General features: G+C 61.1%; 14 protein-coding genes. 6 read left to right on the top strand and 8 right to left on the bottom strand.

All coding sequences use genetic code 11. The features are described 5' to 3' along the window. Positions 1-79 precede the first annotated feature (79 nt). The gene (locus ACF8Q6_RS03105) at positions 80-4,765 is read left to right on the top strand and encodes a dermonecrotic toxin domain-containing protein (RefSeq protein WP_392498276.1); all 4,686 of its coding nucleotides are present in this window, start codon (positions 80-82) and stop codon (positions 4,763-4,765) included. A gap of 39 nt (positions 4,766-4,804) precedes the next feature. Here the strand turns inward: ACF8Q6_RS03105 and ACF8Q6_RS03100 are convergent, their stop codons facing one another. From ACF8Q6_RS03100 to gpmI, 4 genes are all read right to left on the bottom strand, one after another. Further along, complete coding sequence (locus tag ACF8Q6_RS03100) at positions 4,805-5,572, bottom strand: divergent polysaccharide deacetylase family protein (protein WP_003249191.1); 768 nt, start codon at positions 5,570-5,572, stop codon at positions 4,805-4,807. An 8-nt stretch (positions 5,573-5,580) separates the two neighbouring features. Beyond that, positions 5,581-6,897: a S41 family peptidase gene (locus tag ACF8Q6_RS03095; protein ID WP_392493148.1), complete on the bottom strand. Its 1,317-nt coding sequence runs from the start codon at positions 6,895-6,897 to the stop codon at positions 5,581-5,583. A 169-nt stretch (positions 6,898-7,066) separates the two neighbouring features. Beyond that, positions 7,067-8,383 (bottom strand): murein hydrolase activator EnvC, encoded by a 1,317-nt coding sequence (locus ACF8Q6_RS03090; RefSeq protein WP_014592693.1) that lies wholly within the window; start codon positions 8,381-8,383, stop codon positions 7,067-7,069. A gap of 140 nt (positions 8,384-8,523) precedes the next feature. After that, positions 8,524-10,059: a 2,3-bisphosphoglycerate-independent phosphoglycerate mutase gene (gpmI, locus tag ACF8Q6_RS03085; protein ID WP_135199209.1), complete on the bottom strand. Its 1,536-nt coding sequence runs from the start codon at positions 10,057-10,059 to the stop codon at positions 8,524-8,526. 207 nt (positions 10,060-10,266) lie between these two features. Between gpmI and ACF8Q6_RS03080 the strand changes: the two genes are divergently transcribed. From ACF8Q6_RS03080 to secB, 3 genes are read left to right on the top strand one after another with little or no spacing between them, the layout of a single operon-like run. Continuing rightward, positions 10,267-10,680, top strand: a complete 414-nt coding sequence (locus tag ACF8Q6_RS03080; RefSeq protein WP_392490604.1) for a rhodanese-like domain-containing protein — start codon at positions 10,267-10,269, stop codon at positions 10,678-10,680. 1 nt (position 10,681) lies between these two features. Next, positions 10,682-10,936 (top strand): glutaredoxin 3, encoded by a 255-nt coding sequence (gene grxC / locus ACF8Q6_RS03075; protein ID WP_003249204.1) that lies wholly within the window; start codon positions 10,682-10,684, stop codon positions 10,934-10,936. A gap of 39 nt (positions 10,937-10,975) precedes the next feature. Further along, positions 10,976-11,461 carry a protein-export chaperone SecB gene (secB, locus tag ACF8Q6_RS03070; protein WP_014592692.1) on the top strand — a complete coding sequence of 162 codons (486 nt, stop codon included), beginning with the start codon at positions 10,976-10,978 and terminating at the stop codon, positions 11,459-11,461. A gap of 155 nt (positions 11,462-11,616) precedes the next feature. Here secB and trmL read toward each other — a convergent pair whose 3' ends face one another. After that, on the bottom strand, positions 11,617-12,078 hold the full coding sequence (gene trmL, locus ACF8Q6_RS03065) for a tRNA (uridine(34)/cytosine(34)/5-carboxymethylaminomethyluridine(34)-2'-O)-methyltransferase TrmL (RefSeq protein WP_003249209.1): 462 nt from the start codon (positions 12,076-12,078) through the stop codon (positions 11,617-11,619). Here trmL and ACF8Q6_RS03060 point away from each other — a divergent pair. Then, a complete protein-coding gene (locus ACF8Q6_RS03060; RefSeq protein ID WP_003249211.1) occupies positions 12,077-12,514 on the top strand; it encodes a hypothetical protein in 438 nt (145 codons plus the stop codon). The genes trmL and ACF8Q6_RS03060 overlap by 2 nt on opposite strands. Positions 12,515-13,031: 517 nt before the next feature. On the opposite strand, the gene ntrC is transcribed toward ACF8Q6_RS03060, so the two are convergent. The 3 genes from ntrC to glnA all read right to left on the bottom strand — a co-directional run bounded on the left by ntrC (position 13,032) and on the right by glnA (position 17,322). Then, positions 13,032-14,468 (bottom strand): nitrogen regulation protein NR(I), encoded by a 1,437-nt coding sequence (ntrC, locus tag ACF8Q6_RS03055; protein WP_003249213.1) that lies wholly within the window; start codon positions 14,466-14,468, stop codon positions 13,032-13,034. Next, positions 14,465-15,550, bottom strand: a complete 1,086-nt coding sequence (glnL, locus tag ACF8Q6_RS03050; protein WP_003249215.1) for a nitrogen regulation protein NR(II) — start codon at positions 15,548-15,550, stop codon at positions 14,465-14,467. The genes ntrC and glnL overlap by 4 nt, the downstream gene beginning before the upstream one ends. Before the next feature lie 365 nt (positions 15,551-15,915). Further along, positions 15,916-17,322 carry a type I glutamate--ammonia ligase gene (gene glnA / locus ACF8Q6_RS03045; protein ID WP_003249219.1) on the bottom strand — a complete coding sequence of 469 codons (1,407 nt, stop codon included), beginning with the start codon at positions 17,320-17,322 and terminating at the stop codon, positions 15,916-15,918. A gap of 450 nt (positions 17,323-17,772) precedes the next feature. Here glnA and thiI point away from each other — a divergent pair, with 450 nt between their 5' ends. After that, positions 17,773-19,227, top strand: coding sequence for a tRNA uracil 4-sulfurtransferase ThiI (thiI, locus tag ACF8Q6_RS03040; protein ID WP_003249221.1), 1,455 nt, complete (start codon positions 17,773-17,775; stop codon positions 19,225-19,227). The last annotated feature ends 24 nt before the right edge of the window (positions 19,228-19,251 follow it).

Genomic DNA, 19,251 nt, shown 5'->3' with positions numbered 1-19,251 from the left:
TGCCAGCAGCAATATGTAGCACCTCATTCGATAACATCTCCAGGACGCTTTGTGGTTCATTCCACAACGAGTCCTGGTCATGCCCGCCACTCACGCGCACAACCTCAAACACGCAGTCGCCGCCCAGTTCGCCAGCCGCCCTACATTCCGGCAGGTCGCAGGTGAACAGATCATGAAGGTGATCCTGGAGCACTATCCTCTGGTTGGCGTGCATCGCCCTGAAATGACCTCGGCTGCACCGCTGTACCTGATGTCCCAGCAGCCGGATGGTGTCTGGCACCCTCAGCCGCTGGTGGATGTGGTGCTGCAGGCCCTGCTTGAGGCCAAACCACTGGACCTCATCCCAGCGGGTGACTACCGCCTTAGCCTGAACCCGCCCCGGCGCTTTTTCGCCATCGAGTCGAGCTTCGAAACTGCTGAGGGCGATTTGATCGAACCCGCGCGCCTGACCAATGGCCTCAACGCGTTGCTGCCGATGCTGCTTTGGCACTTCCAGCAAGCGCAGATCGACTATTGGAACGGCGACGCCACGATCGACCGGGACCTGTGGTTGCAGCAGTTGTTGCGCGCCAACCTGATCGACGGCCTGAAGGACGAAGCGCTGGACGACGAACAACGCAAGCTGCTGCGTGACCTGATGATGGGCAACCGTACCGGGCTCGATGTGCAGCTGGTGCGGGTAGCGTTACGTGAGGGCGAAGACACTTTCCATGAGCTGTTGCCCGGTTTGCTGATCACCGCCTCCAGTGAAGTTCGCGAACTGACACTCTGGTGTTCTCCCGAAGGCCTGGTCCGCAGTTTCGACGCCCAGGCTGCGTTCGGCGCGGCGTTGCACATGCAGATGGCGGGCCGTTACCGGTTTGATGAGTTGAGCTGGCAAGGCCTGACTGTGGAGGGCGACGCTTTCGCCCTGTACAGCGCCTTGTTACTGGAAATCTTGCTCGAGCGCGTGGCCCGCCTGCGCTGGAGTGCGATCGACAGCGTCGACCAACTGGAGCATTACTGCCATGTGGCCTGCGACCCCGCGTCCTTTTTTGCCGAGTTCAGTGACTATGGCTCCGGTGGGCTGGGCTTGGCGCTCCCCAAGGGCCTGTCGCGAGCCGATACGGATAGCCAGACCGCCTACCTACAAGCCATGCTCGACTTGTCGCTACTGCAACAGCACACTCCAGCCCAGGGCATTGAGGACGGTCTGCCGGACTTGCACACCTATGCGGCGACGCGCCTGCGCGAGGAGATGCTGCATGACCACCCGGTAGACGCCAATTACTTTCCTGATGACCTTATCCTCACTGTCGAGAGCTTTGTCAGTGACGGTCACGGGCTGGGCTTCGGCCAGAAGACCGGTGAAAAAAAATTGACCCTGACACAGCTGGCGATCGGCCGCCTGGATGCCACCGCAGGAGGGGTGGTGACACACATCGCGCACCGGGAAAACCAGCTGATCATGAAGTGGATGACCATTGATTACGTCCGTGAGCTGGTGCAGCGAGTCGACATCGGCGGCAGTTATCCACGTCATGTACAGTCGATGCTCGATCGCTCGGCGAGCCGGGCCGAACACATCTCGGCATTTGCCATACGCTGGCGTATCACCCTGATGTTCGATGCTGCGCGGGCGCGTGCCGTCAAACGGCTCGACAAGTTCGCCTACGGCGCCCTGGCAGAATTCTGCCGTAGCGGCCAAGAAGGTGCAGCCGCTGTGCGGATTGCACCGCTTGCGTTCAAACGCTCGCCGACATCAGAGAGGGTCGACGTGGCGCATGGTTTCTACGTGATCGAACTCATCGAGTTGGGTGTTTATCTGTTGTACTGCCCGCTGTACACCGAAAAGGCGCTGATTCAGTTCGGCAGCGCTCAGGCACTGTTGGATGCGATCAGCCGCCCGGGGGCGCTGCAGGACAGCGTGCTGCTGTGGATCGAGCAAGCTCAGCGCGCGGTCTACGATAATGGCGGCTTCCGGGAGCCGCACCTGCCCCAATGGCTGCTCGACCCTTACACCCTCCCGGAGAAACCGCAGCCTGTTCAGTTGGCGCTGCAATTCTGGGCGCGGGACGTGGATCGGCAGATGTTCGAAGCCAAGGGCCGGATGTTGCTGGAGCTGGCGGATCGCAGCGCCATGAGCAACAGCGAGGTGCGTTGGCGACTGGTCACGGCATTTTCCTGGGAGCTGCTGAATGTTGTGTTTCCGGTGTTACCGGGGCCGCTCACCTCGGTTGCCTGGCTCTATATCGGCATGCGCAGCCTGATCAACGATGTGCATGGCCTGGCCAGTTCACATTTCGACGAGCGCATCCAGGCGATGGTCGATGTGCTGAACAACACCTTGCTGGCGCTGATACACCTGCAGACGCCGAAACTGGCAGCCCCGCCCGTCTCTGGCGAACTGCCGCCATCGCTGCTCCAGGGGCCAGCTGCAGGCGATGGGATCGAGCTGGCGAACCTTTCCACCGCGACGCGGGAGCCCAGCGTCTCGGTCGACAGCCTGCAGGCGATGGCCAACACCCACCTCGACTTTTCCTGGCGTGGGGCTGGGGGGCTCAACGGCCTGTCGAGTGCCCAGCGCGACCAAATGCGGGCGTTGGCGGCCAGCGTTTCGCTGGAGGGGCGTGAACCGCAGAAGCAGGGCGTGGCTGCGGGGCTGGTGCGGATTGGGGATGATTTCTATGTGTCTCTGGACGGTAATGTCTACCGAGTCAGCCTTGATAACGCAGCGTTTCGCATCATCGGTCCGGACGGCACGGTTGGGCCCTACCTGATGCGCGACGGCGATGTCTGGCACCTCAATAATTCGCGCTTGTACGGTGGCAATGATCGCTCCGGCGAGTTGGCCCGCGAGCGACTGCGCAAGAAGCTTGGCGGGCCGATCGCCAAGGCTCAGGCCGAGATAGAGCGGCTTATCTTGACCGCGGAGGCTGCCACGAAGGATTTCAACGCGTTGAGCGAGCAGATTGTCGGTTTGCGTGATCCGGTAAGAAAAGTCGAGGATCGGTTGCAAAAGGCGCCACCCACCGACCCAGGCGAACGTGCGCAATTCGAGCAGGCTACCGCGTTGTTCAAGCTCAAGTTCCAGCAGTTGCAAGAGCAGACGAATACGCTGCGCAACCAGCGCCTGCCCTTGAACGAGAGATTGTTCCTTGGTTATCTCGAGGCCGAACGCAACATTACCTACGTGCTTGACAAGTCGAGCGCCTCGACGCACGTCGGCAGCGTGAGAGATCAACGGATACTCTTGGGCCAGGTCCGCAAGAACCTGATCAGCTTTGGCATGTTCTTCATCGATGAGCTCCTGGCCTTGGGTGGGTTCAGGGAATACGACCAACTCACCAATGCGCTCAATGACGCACCGCCAGAGAAACAGGCCGAGTTGTATGCCAGGTTCCGGACGATGCTGGAGAAGTTGCTTGAAGAGCAGCCCAGGATCATCAATGTCTCCAGCCAGCTGGATCGCCTGTTGGCCATCACCGATATCGACATGCAAGTGCCTTACATCAATACCACGCTGACCGTCTCGAGCATTATCGCGAGCCGCAAGACGACCACGATCAACATCCGGTTTTTCCAGGCCATGGGCCTGGTCGAGCTGGCCCTGCAGTGGCACAAAGGCACGCCTACCCAGCACTACATGATCTTCCGCCATGCGCTCGCCAGTCAGCGTCTGCGGGTGGCCGCACAAACGCATCATCTGCTGATGTTCTGTGACTTGCCTGTCGCCGAACGAATCGAGGTGCTGCAAAGTGCGTGGGACGAATACCTCGCGGCGATTCTCAACGCCGAACGGATCAAGACACTCGGCAGCAAGCTCATCGATGTCCAGCGCCTTGAGGCCTACAAGCAACAGATGGTGGAACTGAAAACCATAGCCGGTGAGGCGTTGGTCGAGGCCATGCGCGAGCAGGCGGACGGGCAGGTCCGTGGCACACGTCGTGCGGTCTATTCACGAAAGAGCCTGCAGGTGGCCCATACGCGGGCTGGTCAGATTGTCATTGGCAGCGAAGCGGTGGTCGACGGGCAGGCTGTGCTGCAAGTTGTAGCGGCTTTCAACAAGAGCGCGCTGCATCGTTTCCAGAAGCAGGGAAACACCTGGGTTGAAGAGGTAGCTGCGGGCGAACCGGAACAGCAGTCGCGGACTTCTACGCCGGAGTCCGAAAGGAACAACCGGGAGCTGGCCGAGGCCATGCTGGCACAGAACGAAAATGTCATCGCTCAAGCCAGAGCCCTGGTTGCCAAGGATGCTGACGACATGGGCCTGATGTCGATGCTGGACGGCCAGATCAACGAAGTGGCCGAGCTGCGTGAACAGCTCAGCGATGCCAACGCAGAGCACACGCTGCTGGCGGGCATGGACGATGCGCTGATTCAGTTGCGTCAGGCCCGCCGCGACTGTTTGGTAGCGCTTTACAGCAAGACGCGCTATCCAGGTTCCAGAGGGCTCAATTTTCTCCATCAACAGGGGCTGCTGGCCGTGGAATATGTCGGGCCTAGGCAGGTGGTTTCCGATGGCTATCTGGACGAGTACCGGATCAGCCTGTTGCGTGCTCCCGGTGAGGGTCGAGGTAAACCCTTGTGGGCCGCGCATTTCCATTTTGCCGACTCGCAGGCGGCGCCGACGGCGTTTGGCAAAGGCCATCTCAAGCTGTGGAGCCAGCGCAAGATGGGGTATCGCGAGCAAATGAAGGCGGCGAGCGAGGGGCAGGTACTGAGCATTTATCGGGGTAACCTGACCTACGCACAGGCCAAGGATGTCATTCCGTTCAACCTCTGAACATTCGCCCGGGTGGCACAGCGCCGCGATCAGCGAATGTTAGCGGTTGCTGTAACGGCCATGCTTGCCGTGTGCAGGCATGGCCTGGTTGCCACGTGTGGCGATCATCTGTTGCAGCGTGACCAGTTCGATCCCCAATTGCTTGAGCCGTGGAATTTGACTTTCCAGCACCGCTAGCGTCTGCGGGTAGGGGTGGCCGATCAGTACGGCCGAGCCTTGCTTGCGGGCCAGTGCAATACCCTGTTGCAGCTGAGCGTCGATGGCTTCCGGCGTGCGCACGTCATCCAGAAATACATCCCGTGACACATGCGCGACATCATGTGCTTGAGCCTCGGCTGCGGCGACCGTGGCGGCACTGGTGCGGCTGTCGACAAAGAACAGATGGCGCCGCTGCAGCTCGCCCATCAACCACGCCATGGGTTCACGCTGTGCGGTCATGCGGCTGCCCATGTGGTTGTTGATGCCGGCGGCGTAGGGCACCTTGACCAATGCTGCGTCCAGGCGCCGCGCCAGTTCTTCGATGGCGATGCCCGGGTGCCAGGCATAGGGCCCGGTGGCCGGATCCATGGGCATGTGCAGGATCACCGTCTTGCCGGCCTTGTGCGCCTGGCGGGCAAAGTCGGTGGCATGCGGGGTGTCGGGCATGATCGCCATGGTCACCGGCCCAGGCAGGGCCAGGGTACGGCTGTCACGCTCGGGGCTCTGGCCCAGGTCGTCGATGATGATGCTCATGTAGGCCTTGTTGGCCGGCGCGGCTTGCGCGATTCCGGCCATCAGGCAAAACAACAGACACAGCAGATAACGCATAGGGTGGATCAGTCGCCCTTGGTGATGTTCAGGCCCTTGAGCAGGCTCAGTGCCTGGCTCAGCTGGAAGTCGTCATCCTGCGGTCGCTCCTTGCGCTTGCTGCTGCCGGTCGGGCGGTCGGCGCCGCCGTTGCCGTTGCCCAGGTGGCCCTGCAGGTCGGCTTCCTTGAAGTTGTCGGTGTCGGCTTCGGCGGTGAGCTTGGCCGGACGCACCTCGATGTCCGGGACGATGCCCTGCGCCTGGATCGAGCGGCCGTTGGGGGTGTAGTACAGCGCAGTGGTGAGCTTCAGGGCGCGGTCGTTGGCCAGTGGCAGCACGGTCTGCACCGAGCCTTTGCCGAAGCTGTCGGTGCCCATCAGCACGGCGCGCTTCTGGTCCTGCAGGGCGCCGGCGACAATTTCCGATGCCGATGCACTGCCACCGTTGATCAGTACCACCAGCGGCACGCCTGCGCTGGCATCGGCCGGGTCGGCCGAGAAACGCAGCTCGGAGTTGGCGATGCGGCCCTTGGTGTAGACGATCAGACCTTTGGTCAGGAAGTGGTCGGCCACTTCCACTGCCGACTGCAACACGCCGCCTGGGTTGTTGCGCAGGTCCAGCACCACCCCGCGCAGTTTCTTGCCGTTGTCCTTGCGCAGCTTGGCCAGGGCCTTGCCCACTTCGTCACCGGTCTTGACCTGGAACTGGGTGATACGGATGTAGCCGTAATCGTTCTCCAGCAGCTGACTCTTCACGCTCTTGACCTGAATGACTGCACGGGTCAGGTTCACGTCGAACGGGGTGCCGCCGTCGCGCACCAAGGTCAGGGTGATTTTTTCGCCGACCTTGCCGCGCATCTTGTCGACCGCCTCGGTCATGGTCTGGCCGCGGGTCGGGGCGCCGTTGATCTTGACGATCAAGTCACCAGCCTGCACGCCGGCCCGCGAGGCTGGGGTGTCGTCGATTGGCGAAACCACCTTGATGAAGCCGTCTTCCTGGCCTACTTCAATACCCAGCCCGCCGAACTCGCCGCTGGTGCTTTCCTGCAGCTCCTGGAAGTCCTCGGGGCCAAGGTAGGCCGAATGCGGGTCAAGGTTGCTGAGCATGCCCTTGATGGCGTTTTCCAGCAGGGTCTTGTCGTCTACCGGTTCGACGTAGGCGGCCTTGATGCGGTCCAGGACCTCGGCGAAGGTGCGCAGTTCTTCCAGCGGCAGTGGCGCCTTGGCGGTCACCTCGGTGGCTGGCACTGCAGCGGCCTTGGCCGGCTCTGCGGCGGTGGCCAGGGGCGCGCCGACCGCCAGGGCGATGGACAGGGCCAGCTGGGTGAGACGAGGCGAGTGCAGCATGTCGAACGAACTCCTGATCCTGTAAGCGCTCCCTGGGGAGCATCGGCGCAGCACTCAGGCTGCGCCGTAGAAATGTGACTAGGCTTTGTACGAAAAGCCTTGATACTTGTTCATGCTGCGTTGAAAACAGCCTCGCCTGACCTGCGTCTCAAGACGTTTCGTACAGAGCCTAGCCCCGGCACCACTGCGAAGGGTCGGTAGGCCGGCCCTGCTGGCGGATAGCGAAATACAAGCCTGCCGCGTCCTGGCCACCGCTGTCGCCAACGGTGGAAATGGCCTCACCGGCCTTGACGATATCACCGGCATTCTTGAGCAGGCTCTGGTTGTGGCCGTACAGGCTCAGGTAACCGTTGCCATGGTCGAGAATGACCAGAAGCCCGGCGCCGCGCAACCAGTCCGCGAATACCACACGCCCGCCGTGCACGGCACGTACCTGAGTGCCTGGGTTGGCGCTGATCATAACCCCGTCCCATTTGGCACGGGCGTCGCTACCGCGGGCATCACCGAAGCGTGCCAGCAATCGACCATTGACTGGCCATGGAAGTTTGCCCCGCGCAGCAGAAAATGCGCCGCCGTAGTTCGCGCCATCGCTGGAAACCATCGGCCCGAGGGTGGTGCGGGCCTTTTTCGGCGGTTCCACTGGCTCTGCAGGTTCACGGGCCCGGTCGCGGGCAGCGGCGGCGGCCAGCGCTTCCTGCTGGCGGCGTTTTTCTGCTTCCTGCTGCGCCAGCAGGGCCTTCTTGCGTGCCTCTTCAGCTTCACGGGCCTGGCGGGCGAGGGTTTCCTCGATGGTCTTCAGGACTTTGGCCAGGTCGGCCTGGTCCTGTTCGCGCGCTTGCAGCTTCTGATCGCGGTCCTTCACATCGCTGTTGAGCTTTGCCAGTACCTGCTGGCGCTTGGCGCGCTCGGTTTCCAGGGCCTGGCGGCGGCTGTCGAGGTCGGTGCGCTGGGCCAGCAGTTGTTGTTGCTGGCTGGAAATTTCCTGTTCGACGTTGGCCAGTTGGCGCAAGGTCTCGTTGAAGGTGCGCAATTGCTCCAGGCGCGCCTTGCTCAGGTAGTCGTAATAGGTGAGGGTGCGGGCGAATTTCTCGGGGTTCTGCTGGTTGAGCAGCAGCTTGAGGTATTCCTCGCGACCGTTGTTCTGGTAGGCCGAACGGGCCTGAATGGCGATCAGTCGTTGTTGTTCAACGCGGGCGCTCTGGAGTTTTTTTTTCTCGGTATCAAGGCGCTCCAGCTCGCCTTCAGTCTTTTTTAGTTCTTGCTGCAGGGCCTCCACCTGCTTTTCGAGGTTGCCGATGTCGGTTTCGGTGGCTTTGAGGTCTTTTTGCACACCGGCCTTTTCTTCCTGGAGCTTGCTCAGCGTTTTCTTGAGCTCGGCAATGTCCTGGCGGGTGGCGTCCAGTTGCTGCTGGGTCTGCGCACGCTCATCGGCGAAGGCCGGGCTGAGCAGGCAAGACAGGGCTAGGAGGATCAGGGCGCGAAGCATGGGGTTTGGCGTACCAAGGATGGAGACTGGCCTAGTATGCCCGCCTGGGCAGGCAAAAAAAACGCCTCGCTGCGGATGCAGGGGGGCGTTTGTCTGGAATTCATGTGCAATTGGGGCTGCAACGCAGCCCCTTTCGACATTCAGGCGTCGACCAGAATCGAGGTACCGGTCATTTCCACCGGCTTTTCCAGCCCCAGCAGCTTCAGCATGGTTGGCGCCACGTCTGCCAGCACGCCGCCCTCGCGCACTTTCACGTTGCGCTTGCCCACATAGATGAACGGTACCGGCTCGGTCGTGTGCGCGGTGTGCGCCTGGCCGGTGCACTCGTCTTCCATCTGCTCGACGTTGCCGTGGTCAGCGGTGATCAGGGCCTCGCCGCCGACCTTCTCCAGTGCATCGACAATGCGCCCTACACAGGTATCCAGTGCTTCGACGGCCTTGACCGCCGCCTCGAACACGCCGGTGTGGCCGACCATGTCGCCGTTGGCGTAGTTGACCACGATGACGTCGAAGCGCTGCTGTTCGATGGCTTCGACGATGCGATCGGTCACCTCTGGTGCGCTCATTTCCGGTTGCAGGTCATAGGTGGCGACCTTCGGCGACGGGATCAGGATGCGTTCTTCGCCTTCGAACGGCTCTTCACGGCCACCCGAGAAGAAGAAGGTGACGTGGGCGTATTTCTCGGTTTCGGCGATGCGCAGCTGGGTCTTGCCGTTTTTCGCCAGGTATTCGCCCAGAACGTTGTTCAGGCTGGACGGGGCAAAGGCTGCCGGTGCCGGAATCTTCGCCGAATACTGGGTCAGGCCGATGTACGCCGCCATCTTCGGCAGGCGCGCACGGGCGAATTCCGTAAAGTCTGGCTCTACGAATGCACGCGACAGTTCGCGAGCGCGGTCGGCGCGGAAGTTCATGAAAATCACGGCATCGCCATCTTCGACCTTGACGGCTTCGCCAATGCGCGTGGCCTTGACGAACTCGTCGCTTTCGTCGCGGGCGTAAGCCGCTTCAAGGCCTGCCAGGGCCGTGTCAGCGGTGTACTCGGCAGCGCTGTCGACGATGAGGTTGTAGGCGGCGCTGACGCGGTCCCAGCGATTGTCGCGGTCCATGGCGTAGTAGCGGCCGATCAGGCTGGCAATGCGGCCCTTGCCCAGTTTGGCGAAGGTGGCGTCGAGCAGTTCGATGGACGACTGTGCGCTGCGTGGCGGGGTGTCCCGGCCATCGAGGAAGGCGTGCAGGTAGATCTTTTCAGCGCCACGCTGGGCGGCCAGTTCGGCCATGGCCACCAAGTGGTCCTGGTGGCTGTGTACGCCACCATCGGACAGCAGGCCGAGGATGTGCACGGCCTTGCCAGCACCGACTGCCTTGTCCACAGCACCGGTCAGTACCGGGTTTTCGAAGAACTCGCCGTCGCGGATGGCCTTGGTCACCCGCGTGAAGTCCTGATAGACGACGCGACCTGCGCCGAGGTTCATATGACCGACTTCCGAGTTGCCCATTTGCCCGTCCGGCAGGCCGACATCCATGCCCGAGCCGGAAATGAGGCCGTGCGGCTGGGTGGCGCACAGGCGGTCATAGACCGGTTTATTGGCGGCAAAGATGGCGTTGTGTTCGGGGATATCGCTATGGCCGAAGCCATCCAGGATAATCAGGACCAGGGGTTTGGGCGTGCTCGTCATCAATCAAACTCACGGTTGTTCAAAGATGATAAAGACACGCATTTTAGGGCAAATACGCCACCTGCGGCTAATATTCGTCCCATTCCACCGACCGGCGCACCTGTGGTAGCAACATGAAGGTGGTTTTGTGGCCGGCCCGTCGGGCTTTGGTGGCACCAAGGGGCTGTGTATACTGGCCGGCATTTTCAATCGCCTGGAACACCGCTGATGGTTGCTCACCTGATTCAATTCGCGACAGATCACTACATCCTGGTTGCGATCTTCCTCATTCTGCTGGTCCTGCTGCTCGTCAATGAAATCCGTCGTGGTGGCCAGAGCCTGACTAATGGCCAACTGACAGCCCTGGTCAATGCCGAGAAGGCCCTGGTGATCGATATTCGCCCGGCCAAGGAATACTCCGCCGGTCACATCGTCGGCGCGGTGAACATCCCGCAGGACAAGCTGGTCAACCGCATGACCGAGCTGGACAAGCATAAAGAAAAGACCTTGATCGTCGTCGACGCGATGGGCCAGCAGTCCGGCACCATTTGCCGCGAGCTGCTCAAAGCTGGTTACAACGCCGCCAAACTGAGCGGTGGCGTTTCCAGCTGGAAAGCCGATAACCTGCCCCTGGTGAAGTGATATGAAGCCTGTCATCGTCTACTCCAGCGACTACTGCCCCTACTGCATGCGCGCCAAGTACCTGCTCGAGAGCAAGGGCGTGGCCTTCGAGGAAATCAAGGTCGACGGCAAGCCGCAGGTTCGCGCCGAGATGAGTCAGAAAGCCGGCCGTACGTCGGTGCCGCAGATCTGGATCGGCAGTACCCATGTCGGTGGATGCGATGACCTCTATGCCCTGGAGCGCGCGGGCAAGCTCGACGCGTTGCTGGCGGCCTGATTTGCACTGCATTCAAAAACATTAGGATAAGGATCTGACATGACTGACCAACAGACCAACGGCGCTGCTGCAGAAGACAACAGCCCTCAGTTCTCCCTGCAGCGCATCTATGTGCGCGACCTGTCGTTCGAGGCCCCGAAAAGCCCGCAGATCTTCCGTCAGACCTGGGAACCGAGCGTTGCCCTGGACCTGAACACCAAGCAGAAATCCCTGGAAGGCGACTTCCACGAGGTCGTGCTGACCCTGTCGGTTACCGTCAAGAACGGTGACGAAGTGGCCTTCATTGCTGAAGTGCAGCAGGCCGGTATCTTCCTGATCGCCAACCTCGATGCGGCTTCGATGAGCCACACCCTGGGTGCGTTCTGCCCGAACATCCTTTTCCCTTATGCCCGTGAGGCCCTGGACAGCCTGGTGACCCGCGGTTCGTTCCCGGCGCTGATGCTGTCGCCGGTCAACTTCGACGCCCTGTACGCGCAAGAAATGCAGCGTATGCAGGAAGCGGGTGAAGCGCCGACTGTGCAGTAATTACTGCCGGTATCCAGAAAGCGCCTCTCGGGGCGCTTTTTTGTTACCTGTGTGGGCCTTTTCGCGGGTAAACCCGCTCCTACAGGGGATTGCGCCGTTCTCTCGGCCTGCGTAGGAGCGGGTTTACCCGCGAAGAGGCCCGCACAGGCAACACATCAGCTCCCGGCAAACCCGTTCTGCCGCCACGCCTCATACACCGTCACCGCCACGGTATTGGACAGGTTCAGGCTACGGCACCCTGGCCGCATCGGTAGGCGCAGGCGATGCTCGGCCGGCAGGCTATCCAGCACCTCGGCCGGCAACCCGCGGCTCTCTGGCCCGAACAGGAAGGCGTCGCCCGGCTGGAAGGCCACTTCGTGGAACGGGTGCGAGCCTTTGGTGGTAAAGGCGAACAACCGTGGGTTGCCAAGGCTTTCCAGGCATCCGGCCAGGCTCTCGTGGCGCTTGAGCGTGGCATACTCGTGGTAGTCCAGCCCTGCGCGGCGCAGGCGCTTGTCATCCAGTTCGAAGCTGATGGGTTCGATCAGGTGCAGGGCACAGCCGCTGTTGGCGCATAGACGAATGATGTTGCCGGTATTCGGCGGAATTTCTGGTTGAAAAAGGATGACGTGAAACATGCACGGCTCCAAACGTGAAGATGACGGGCATTCTACCCCTGAACCGGACGTGCGTTCGAAGGCCTTCCCACGGGTGATGCTGTCATTGGCGATCGTTGGCTTGATGGTAGGGCTGATGATTGGTCGCCTGACTACGCCGGACGAGCGTGAGCTGCAGCAGGTGCAAGCGACGCAGGATGGCCTGGAGCTGTGGTTCAACGAAGAGCCCAAGCTGCATGGCGAGAACGTGGAAGGGACGGTGGCGTTGCTGTTTCAGGCCCAGGGCAAGGCTCAGCAAGGGCAGCTCAGCCTGCAGGGCAAGCCGGTGAGCTGGCGGGTACAGCACAGCAAGGAAGGTTTGTTGTTGACGGTGGTGGCCGCGCGCCCCCTGCACGGCGAATGGGCCGGTGCAGAGGACGCTGGGCGCTGGCGGGTGCAAGTGAAACTGCACGAATAAAAGAGGGGATATCCCGGCCTGCCTGTACCAGGGTCCCCAAAAGGGGTGCTGCGTATAAAGGGGGGATGTCCCGGCCTGCCTGTACCAGGGTCCCCAAAAGGGGTACTGCGTATAAAGGGGGGATACCCGGCCTGCCTGTACCGAGGTCCCCAAAAGCGGCGGTGCTGCAAATAAAAGAGGGGTTCACCCGGCCTGCCTGTACCAGGGCCCCCGAAACTGGAGATGTATTGCTTATTGCAGGGGGCGTGCCAGTTTTGCAAAGGCCGTGAATACTGGGCTTTGCGGGTGATTTGGCCGGATTTTGAGGGGATTTGTGCCTTCGAGAGGTGCAGCCGGCACAGGAACGGTGCATTCAGAAGGCTGAAATGACTGGGGCCGCTTTGCGCCCCATCGCGACACAAGGCCGCTCCCACAGGATCGCATCAGCCAAGGGGGGCAGAGGTGATCCTGTGGGAGCGGCCTTGTGTCGCGATGGGCTGCAAAGCAGCCCCAGCAATCTAAAACGCTAATTCAGAGCTCAGTGGTCATCACCTTCCTCATCATCCCCCCCGGCCACATTCATCCCCAGCTCCTTGATCTTGCGCGTCAGGGTATTGCGCCCCCAACCCAGCAACAGCGCGGCATCGCGACGGCGGCCGGCGGTGTGCTTGAGTGCCGTTTCGATCATGATCCGTTCAAAGCTCGGCACTGCACTGTCCAGCAGGCTGGTCTGCCCGCGCGCCAATGCCTGGTCGGCCCACTGGCGCAGGGCCTGCTCCCAGTTGGTTACCGGCGCGGCGTCTTGTGGCAGGTTCAGCAGTTCGGGTGGCAGGTCGCCGATCAGCACTTCGCGGCTGGAGGCCATCACGGTGATCCAGCGGCAGGTGTTCTCCATCTGCCGCACATTGCCCGGCCATGGCAGGTTGCGGATGAACTCTTCAGTCTCCGGCTTGAGGATTTTCGGCTCGACTGCCAGCTCCTGGGCGGCCCGGGCAAGGAAGTGGCGGGCGAGGGCGGGGATATCTTCGCGGCGGTCGGCCAAGCGCGGAATATGGATACGGATCACGTTCAGGCGGTGGAACAAGTCTTCACGGAACTTACCGGCCTGCACCAGTGACTCCAGGTTCTGGTGGGTGGCGGCGATGATGCGCACGTCGACCTTGACCGGCACATGGCCGCCCACGCGGTAGAACTCGCCATCGGCCAGCACACGCAGCAGGCGGGTCTGGGTGTCGGCAGGCATGTCCCCGATTTCGTCGAGGAACAGCGTGCCACCATCGGCCTGCTCGAAACGGCCCCGACGCAAGTTGGCAGCACCTGTGAAGGCGCCTTTCTCATGGCCGAACAGCTCCGACTCCATCAAGTCCTTGGGGATGGCGGCCATGTTCAGGGCAATGAACGGCGATGCTGCGCGCGGGCTGTGCCGGTGCAGGGCGTGGGCTACCAGTTCTTTGCCGGTGCCGGACTCGCCATTGATCAGCACGGTGATGTTGGAGTGGCTGAGGCGGCCGATGGCGCGGAACACCTCCTGCATCGCCGGGGCTTCACCAATGATTTCCGGGGTGCGCGCCAGGTTCTGTGGCACATCCAGGCCTTGCTGCTCCTGGGCGTGCTGGTTGGCGCGCTTGACCAGCGATACCGCTTCGTCGACGTCGAATGGCTTGGGCAGGTACTCGAAGGCACCGCCTTGGTACGAGGCCACGGCGCTGTCCAGGTCGGAGTGGGCGGTCATGATGATGACCGGCAGGCGCGGGTGTTGCTCGCGGATCTGCGCCAGCAGGTCGAGGCCGCTGGTGCCAGGCATGCGAATGTCGGAAATGATCACGTCGGGTTGCTGGCGTGCCAGGCGTCCCATGACACCGTCTGCGCTGTCGAAGCTCTGGGTGGTCATGCCTTCCTGTTGCAGGGCTTTTTCCAGGACCCAGCGGATGGAGCGATCATCGTCGACGATCCATACGGTTTCACTTCGGCTCATGAGGCGGTGGCTCCTTGTTCCAGAGGCAGGTAAATCGAGAAGGCGGTATGGCCAGCGTGGCTTTCACACTCGATCAGGCCCTGGTGCTGGCTGATGATGTTCTGGGTAATGGCCAGGCCCAGCCCGGTACCGTCCGGGCGGCCACTGACCATGGGATAGAAGAGGGTGTCCTGCAGTTCCGGCGGGATGCCCGGGCCGTTGTCGATGATTTCTACCCGCGCTACCAGGCGGTGACGCACGTGGCCGATGGTGAACTGGCGCAGGGCACGGCTGCGCAAGGTGATGCGACCCAGGCGCAGCTCATTCTGCGAGCTGATCGCCTGCATGGCGTTACGCACGATGTTGAGTACGGCCTGAATCATCTGTTCTCGGTCGATCAGCACGTCCGGCAGGCTTGGGTCGTAATCGCGCACCAAAGTGATGCACCCTTGGCTTTCGGCATCGACCAGGCTGCACACCCGCTCCAGCACTTCGTGAATATTGGTCATGGCCAGCGACGGCAGCTTGTTCGAGCCGAGCATGCGGTCGACCAGGTTACGCAAGCGGTCGGCCTCTTCGATGATCACATTGGTGTAGTCGCGCAGCCCTTCCTCGGGCAGTTCGCGGGCCAGTAGCTGGGCCGCTCCGCGGATGCCGCCAAGGGGGTTCTTGATTTCGTGGGCCAGGCCGCGCACCAGCATCTTGGTGGTTTCCTGCTTGCTCAGTTGGGCCTCTTCCTTGGTGATGCGCAGCAGACGGTCCCGCGGGTGCACCTCAAGCAACAGCAGGGTCTGGCCTTGATGCAGTATCGGCGTTACCGCGTAGTCGACGGTGATGGTCTGCCCGGTCAGCGATGTAAGCTGCGCTTCACGCTTGGTGAACGGGTGCGCCTGCTCGACCGCCTGGCGCAGCGAACTGAGCGCCTCGGTCGATTCGGTGAACAGCTCGCTGATGAACTGGCCGTGGCTGCGCTGGCCACTGACGGCCAGCAGCATTTCTGCGGCCGGGTTCATGTACTCCAGGCGCAGCTCGGCGTTGAGCAGCAACGTGGCGGTGGTCAGGTTGTCCAGAAGCAGACGGTGCTGTGCATCGCTGATGGTCATAAGGCGTCGTTGACCTCGTTTGGCGCTTGCCTGGCACTGCTTTGGTCAGGGCCGGACGCGGGGTGGATCCACTGATGCGAGACTCTGGATAAGAAAATGCAAGAAACAAACCAAAGCTCCGAAAAGAAGCGGGATTTACCGATAAAGGCCTGAATCTGCGCAAATTCGGATCAGAAAGTCCTGGTGAAACGTTTAACCTGAACCAGATTGGGGAGCAATTGAGGGCATGCCGTGAATTAGTGCACCAAGATAGAGCATAGCGTGGCAGGCGAATCAGTGGTGCTGCTGCAAGGTGCGCAGAAACAAAAACGGCCTCCCAAGGGAGGCCGTTGTGATCATGTCATCGGCGCGAGGCGCCAATCAGATCAGCAGCTGTAGTACAGCTCGTATTCCAGCGGGTGTACGAAGGTACGGACCTTGATTTCTTCTTCGCTCTTCAGCTCGATGAAGGCATCGATGAAGTCGTCGGAGAACACGCCGCCCTTGGTCAGGAACGCACGGCCTTTATCCAGCTCTTCCAGAGCTTCTTTCAGGCTGCCGCACACTTGCGGGATGTTCTTGGCTTCTTCTGGCGGCAGGTCGTACAGGTTCTTGTCGGCCGCGTCGCCTGGGTGGATCTTGTTCTGGATGCCGTCCAGGCCAGCCATCAGCAGGGCCGCGAACGCCAGGTACGGGTTGGCCGATGGGTCCGGGAAGCGTGCTTCGATACGGCGGGCTTTCGGGCTGCCAACGTAAGGAATACGGATCGAGGCGGAACGGTTGCGAGCCGAGTACGCCAGCATTACCGGGGCTTCGAAGCCTGGAACCAGACGCTTGTACGAGTTGGTCGACGGGTTGGTGAAGCCGTTCAGGGCCTTACCGTGCTTGATGATACCGCCGATGAAGTACAGGGCGGTGTCGGACAGGCCGGCATAGCCTTCACCCGAGAAGGTGTTCTTGCCGTCTTTCCAGATCGACATATGCACGTGCATGCCCGAGCCGTTGTCGCCGTACAGTGGCTTCGGCATGAAGGTGGCGGTACGGCCGTAAGCGTCGGCAACGTTGTGCACGACGTATTTCAGCGCCTGTACTTCGTCAGCCTTCTTCACCAGGGTGTTGAACTTGACGCCGATTTCGTTCTGGCCGGCAGTCGCCACTTCGTGGTGGTGAACTTCAACGGTCTGGCCCATTTCTTCCAGGGCGTTGCACATGGCAGTACGGATTTCGTGGTCGTGGTCGAACGGCGGAACCGGGAAGTAGCCGCCTTTCACGCCCGGGCGGTGGCCTTTGTTGCCGCCTTCCACGTCAGCGCCGGTCATCCACGAGCCCTGCTCGGAGAAGATCTTGAACATCGAACCGGAGATGTCCGAGTGGAACTTCACTTCGTCGAAGATGAAGAACTCAGGCTCTGGGCCGGCGAATACGGTGTCACCGATGCCGGTGCTCTTCAGGTACTCTTCAGCGCGCTTGGCGATGGCGCGTGGGTCGCGATCGTAGCCTTGCATGCTCGACGGGTCGACGATGTCGCAGGTGATGATCAGGGTTGGTTCTTCGGTGAACGGGTCCAGAACGGCGGTTTCGTCGACCGGCATCAGGATCATGTCGGAAGCTTCGATGCCTTTCCAGCCAGCGATGGAGGAACCGTCGAACATCTTGCCGACTTCGAAGAAGTCTTCGTCCAGCGCATCACGCGACGGCATGGTCACGTGGTGTTGAATGCCTTTGGTGTCCGTGAAACGCAGATCAATCCACTTGACGTCATGATCTTTGATGAGTTGAACCGACTTCGACATGTTGTCCTCCGGATGGTCTAGAGCGCGGTGGGCCGCTGCCCTGGAAAAAGGGTGTTGCCGGGCGCGGATAGTCGGCCAAGCTTACCTGCCTCACAAGGGAGCAAATTGCATGCCAGTGCCCGAAAATGGCGAGGGTGGGATAAAAGGGGGCGTTTGCGGGCATTTGGCGTTGGGTTGGCGGGTAAAAATGCACCCTTACGATGCGTTTTTTGATCGTCTCGCACCAATTGGGTGCGCTGCGTGAGTGGTGTGCCAGCTTCTAGGGCCTCTTCGCGGGTAAACCCGCTCCTACGGGCGGGTTTACCCGCGAAAGGGCCGGAACAGGCACTGCAAAACCTGGCCTCTGCATTTATCTCAAAGCTTCTGATCAAAAGTTGGTCAAATCCTGAGCAATTTCCGATATAATTCGCGCCCCTCATTTTCGGCAGGCCCTGCGCGCGCTGTTAACCAATGAAACTTATCGTCAAAGTCTTCCCAGAAATCACCATTAAAAGCCGGCCGGTGCGCAAGCGCTTCATCCGCCAGCTTGGCAAGAACATCCGCAACGTGCTCAAGGATCTCGACCCTGAGCTCGCGGTCGATGGTGTCTGGGACAATCTCGAGGTGGTCACCCGCGTCGAAGACGAAAAAGTCCAGCGCGAGATGATCGAACGCCTCACCTGCACCCCGGGTATCACCCACTTCCTGCAGGTAGAGGAATACCCGCTGGGTGACTTCGACGACATCGTCGCCAAGTGCAAGCACCACTTCGGCCACCTGCTGGCCGGCAAGCACTTCGCCGTGCGCTGCAAGCGCGGTGGCCACCATGACTTCACCTCGATGGACGTCGACCGTTACGTCGGCAGCCAGCTGCGCCAGCAGTGTGGCGCCGCCGGGATCGAGCTGAAAAAGCCTGAAGTGCTGGTGCGCATCGAAATCCGCGACCAGCGCCTGTACGTGATCCACAACCAGCACAACGGCATCGGCGGTTATCCGCTGGGCGCTCTGGAGCAGACCCTGGTGCTGATGTCCGGTGGTTTCGACTCCACCGTTGCGGCGTACCAGATGATGCGCCGCGGCCTGATGACCCACTTCTGCTTCTTCAACCTCGGCGGCCGTGCTCACGAGCTGGGCGTAATGGAAGTGGCCCACTACCTGTGGAAAAAGTACGGCAGCAGCCAGCGCGTACTGTTTATCAGCGTGCCGTTCGAAGAAGTGGTTGGTGAGATCCTCAACAAGGTCGACAACAGCTACATGGGCGTGACCCTCAAGCGCATGATGCTGCGCGGCGCCGCCCATATGGCCGACCGCCTGCAGATCGACGCGCTGGTGACCGGCGAAGCGATTTCCCAGGTGTCCAGCCAGACCCTGCCGAACCTGTCGATCATCGACTCGGCCACCGACAAGCTGGTGCTGCGCCCGCTGCTGGCCAGCCACAAGCAGGACATCATCGACCAGGCCACCGAAATCGGCACCGCGGACTTTGCCAAGCACATGCCGGAATATTGCGGCGTGATCTCGGTAAACCCGACCACCCATGCCAAGCGTCACCGCATGGAGCACGAAGAAAAGCAGTTCGACATGGCCGTGCTGGAGCGCGCGCTCGAGCGCGCCAAGTTCATTTCCATCGACCATGTGATCGATGAGCTGGGCAAGGACATCGAAATCGAGGAAGTGGCCGAGGCGCTGCCAGGCCAGATCGTCATCGACATTCGCCACCCCGATGCCCAGGAAGACGAACCTCTGGTGCTGGAAGGCATCGAAGTCCAGGCCATGCCGTTCTACGCCATCAACAGCAAGTTCAAGCACCTGGACCCCACGCGCCAGTACTTGCTGTATTGCGACAAGGGTGTGATGAGCCGTTTGCACGCACACCACCTGCTCAGTGAGGGACATGCCAATGTGCGTGTTTATCGTCCGACATAAGACGCCGGGGCTGTATGGCGGCAG

The organism is Pseudomonas sp. GLN_2 (assembly GCF_043106005.1).
Classification (GTDB): Bacteria; Pseudomonadota; Gammaproteobacteria; order Pseudomonadales; family Pseudomonadaceae; genus Aquipseudomonas; species Aquipseudomonas alloputida.
The sequence above is the reverse complement of the archived record's forward strand: the minus strand, read 5'-3'. Positions and strand labels throughout refer to the sequence as shown.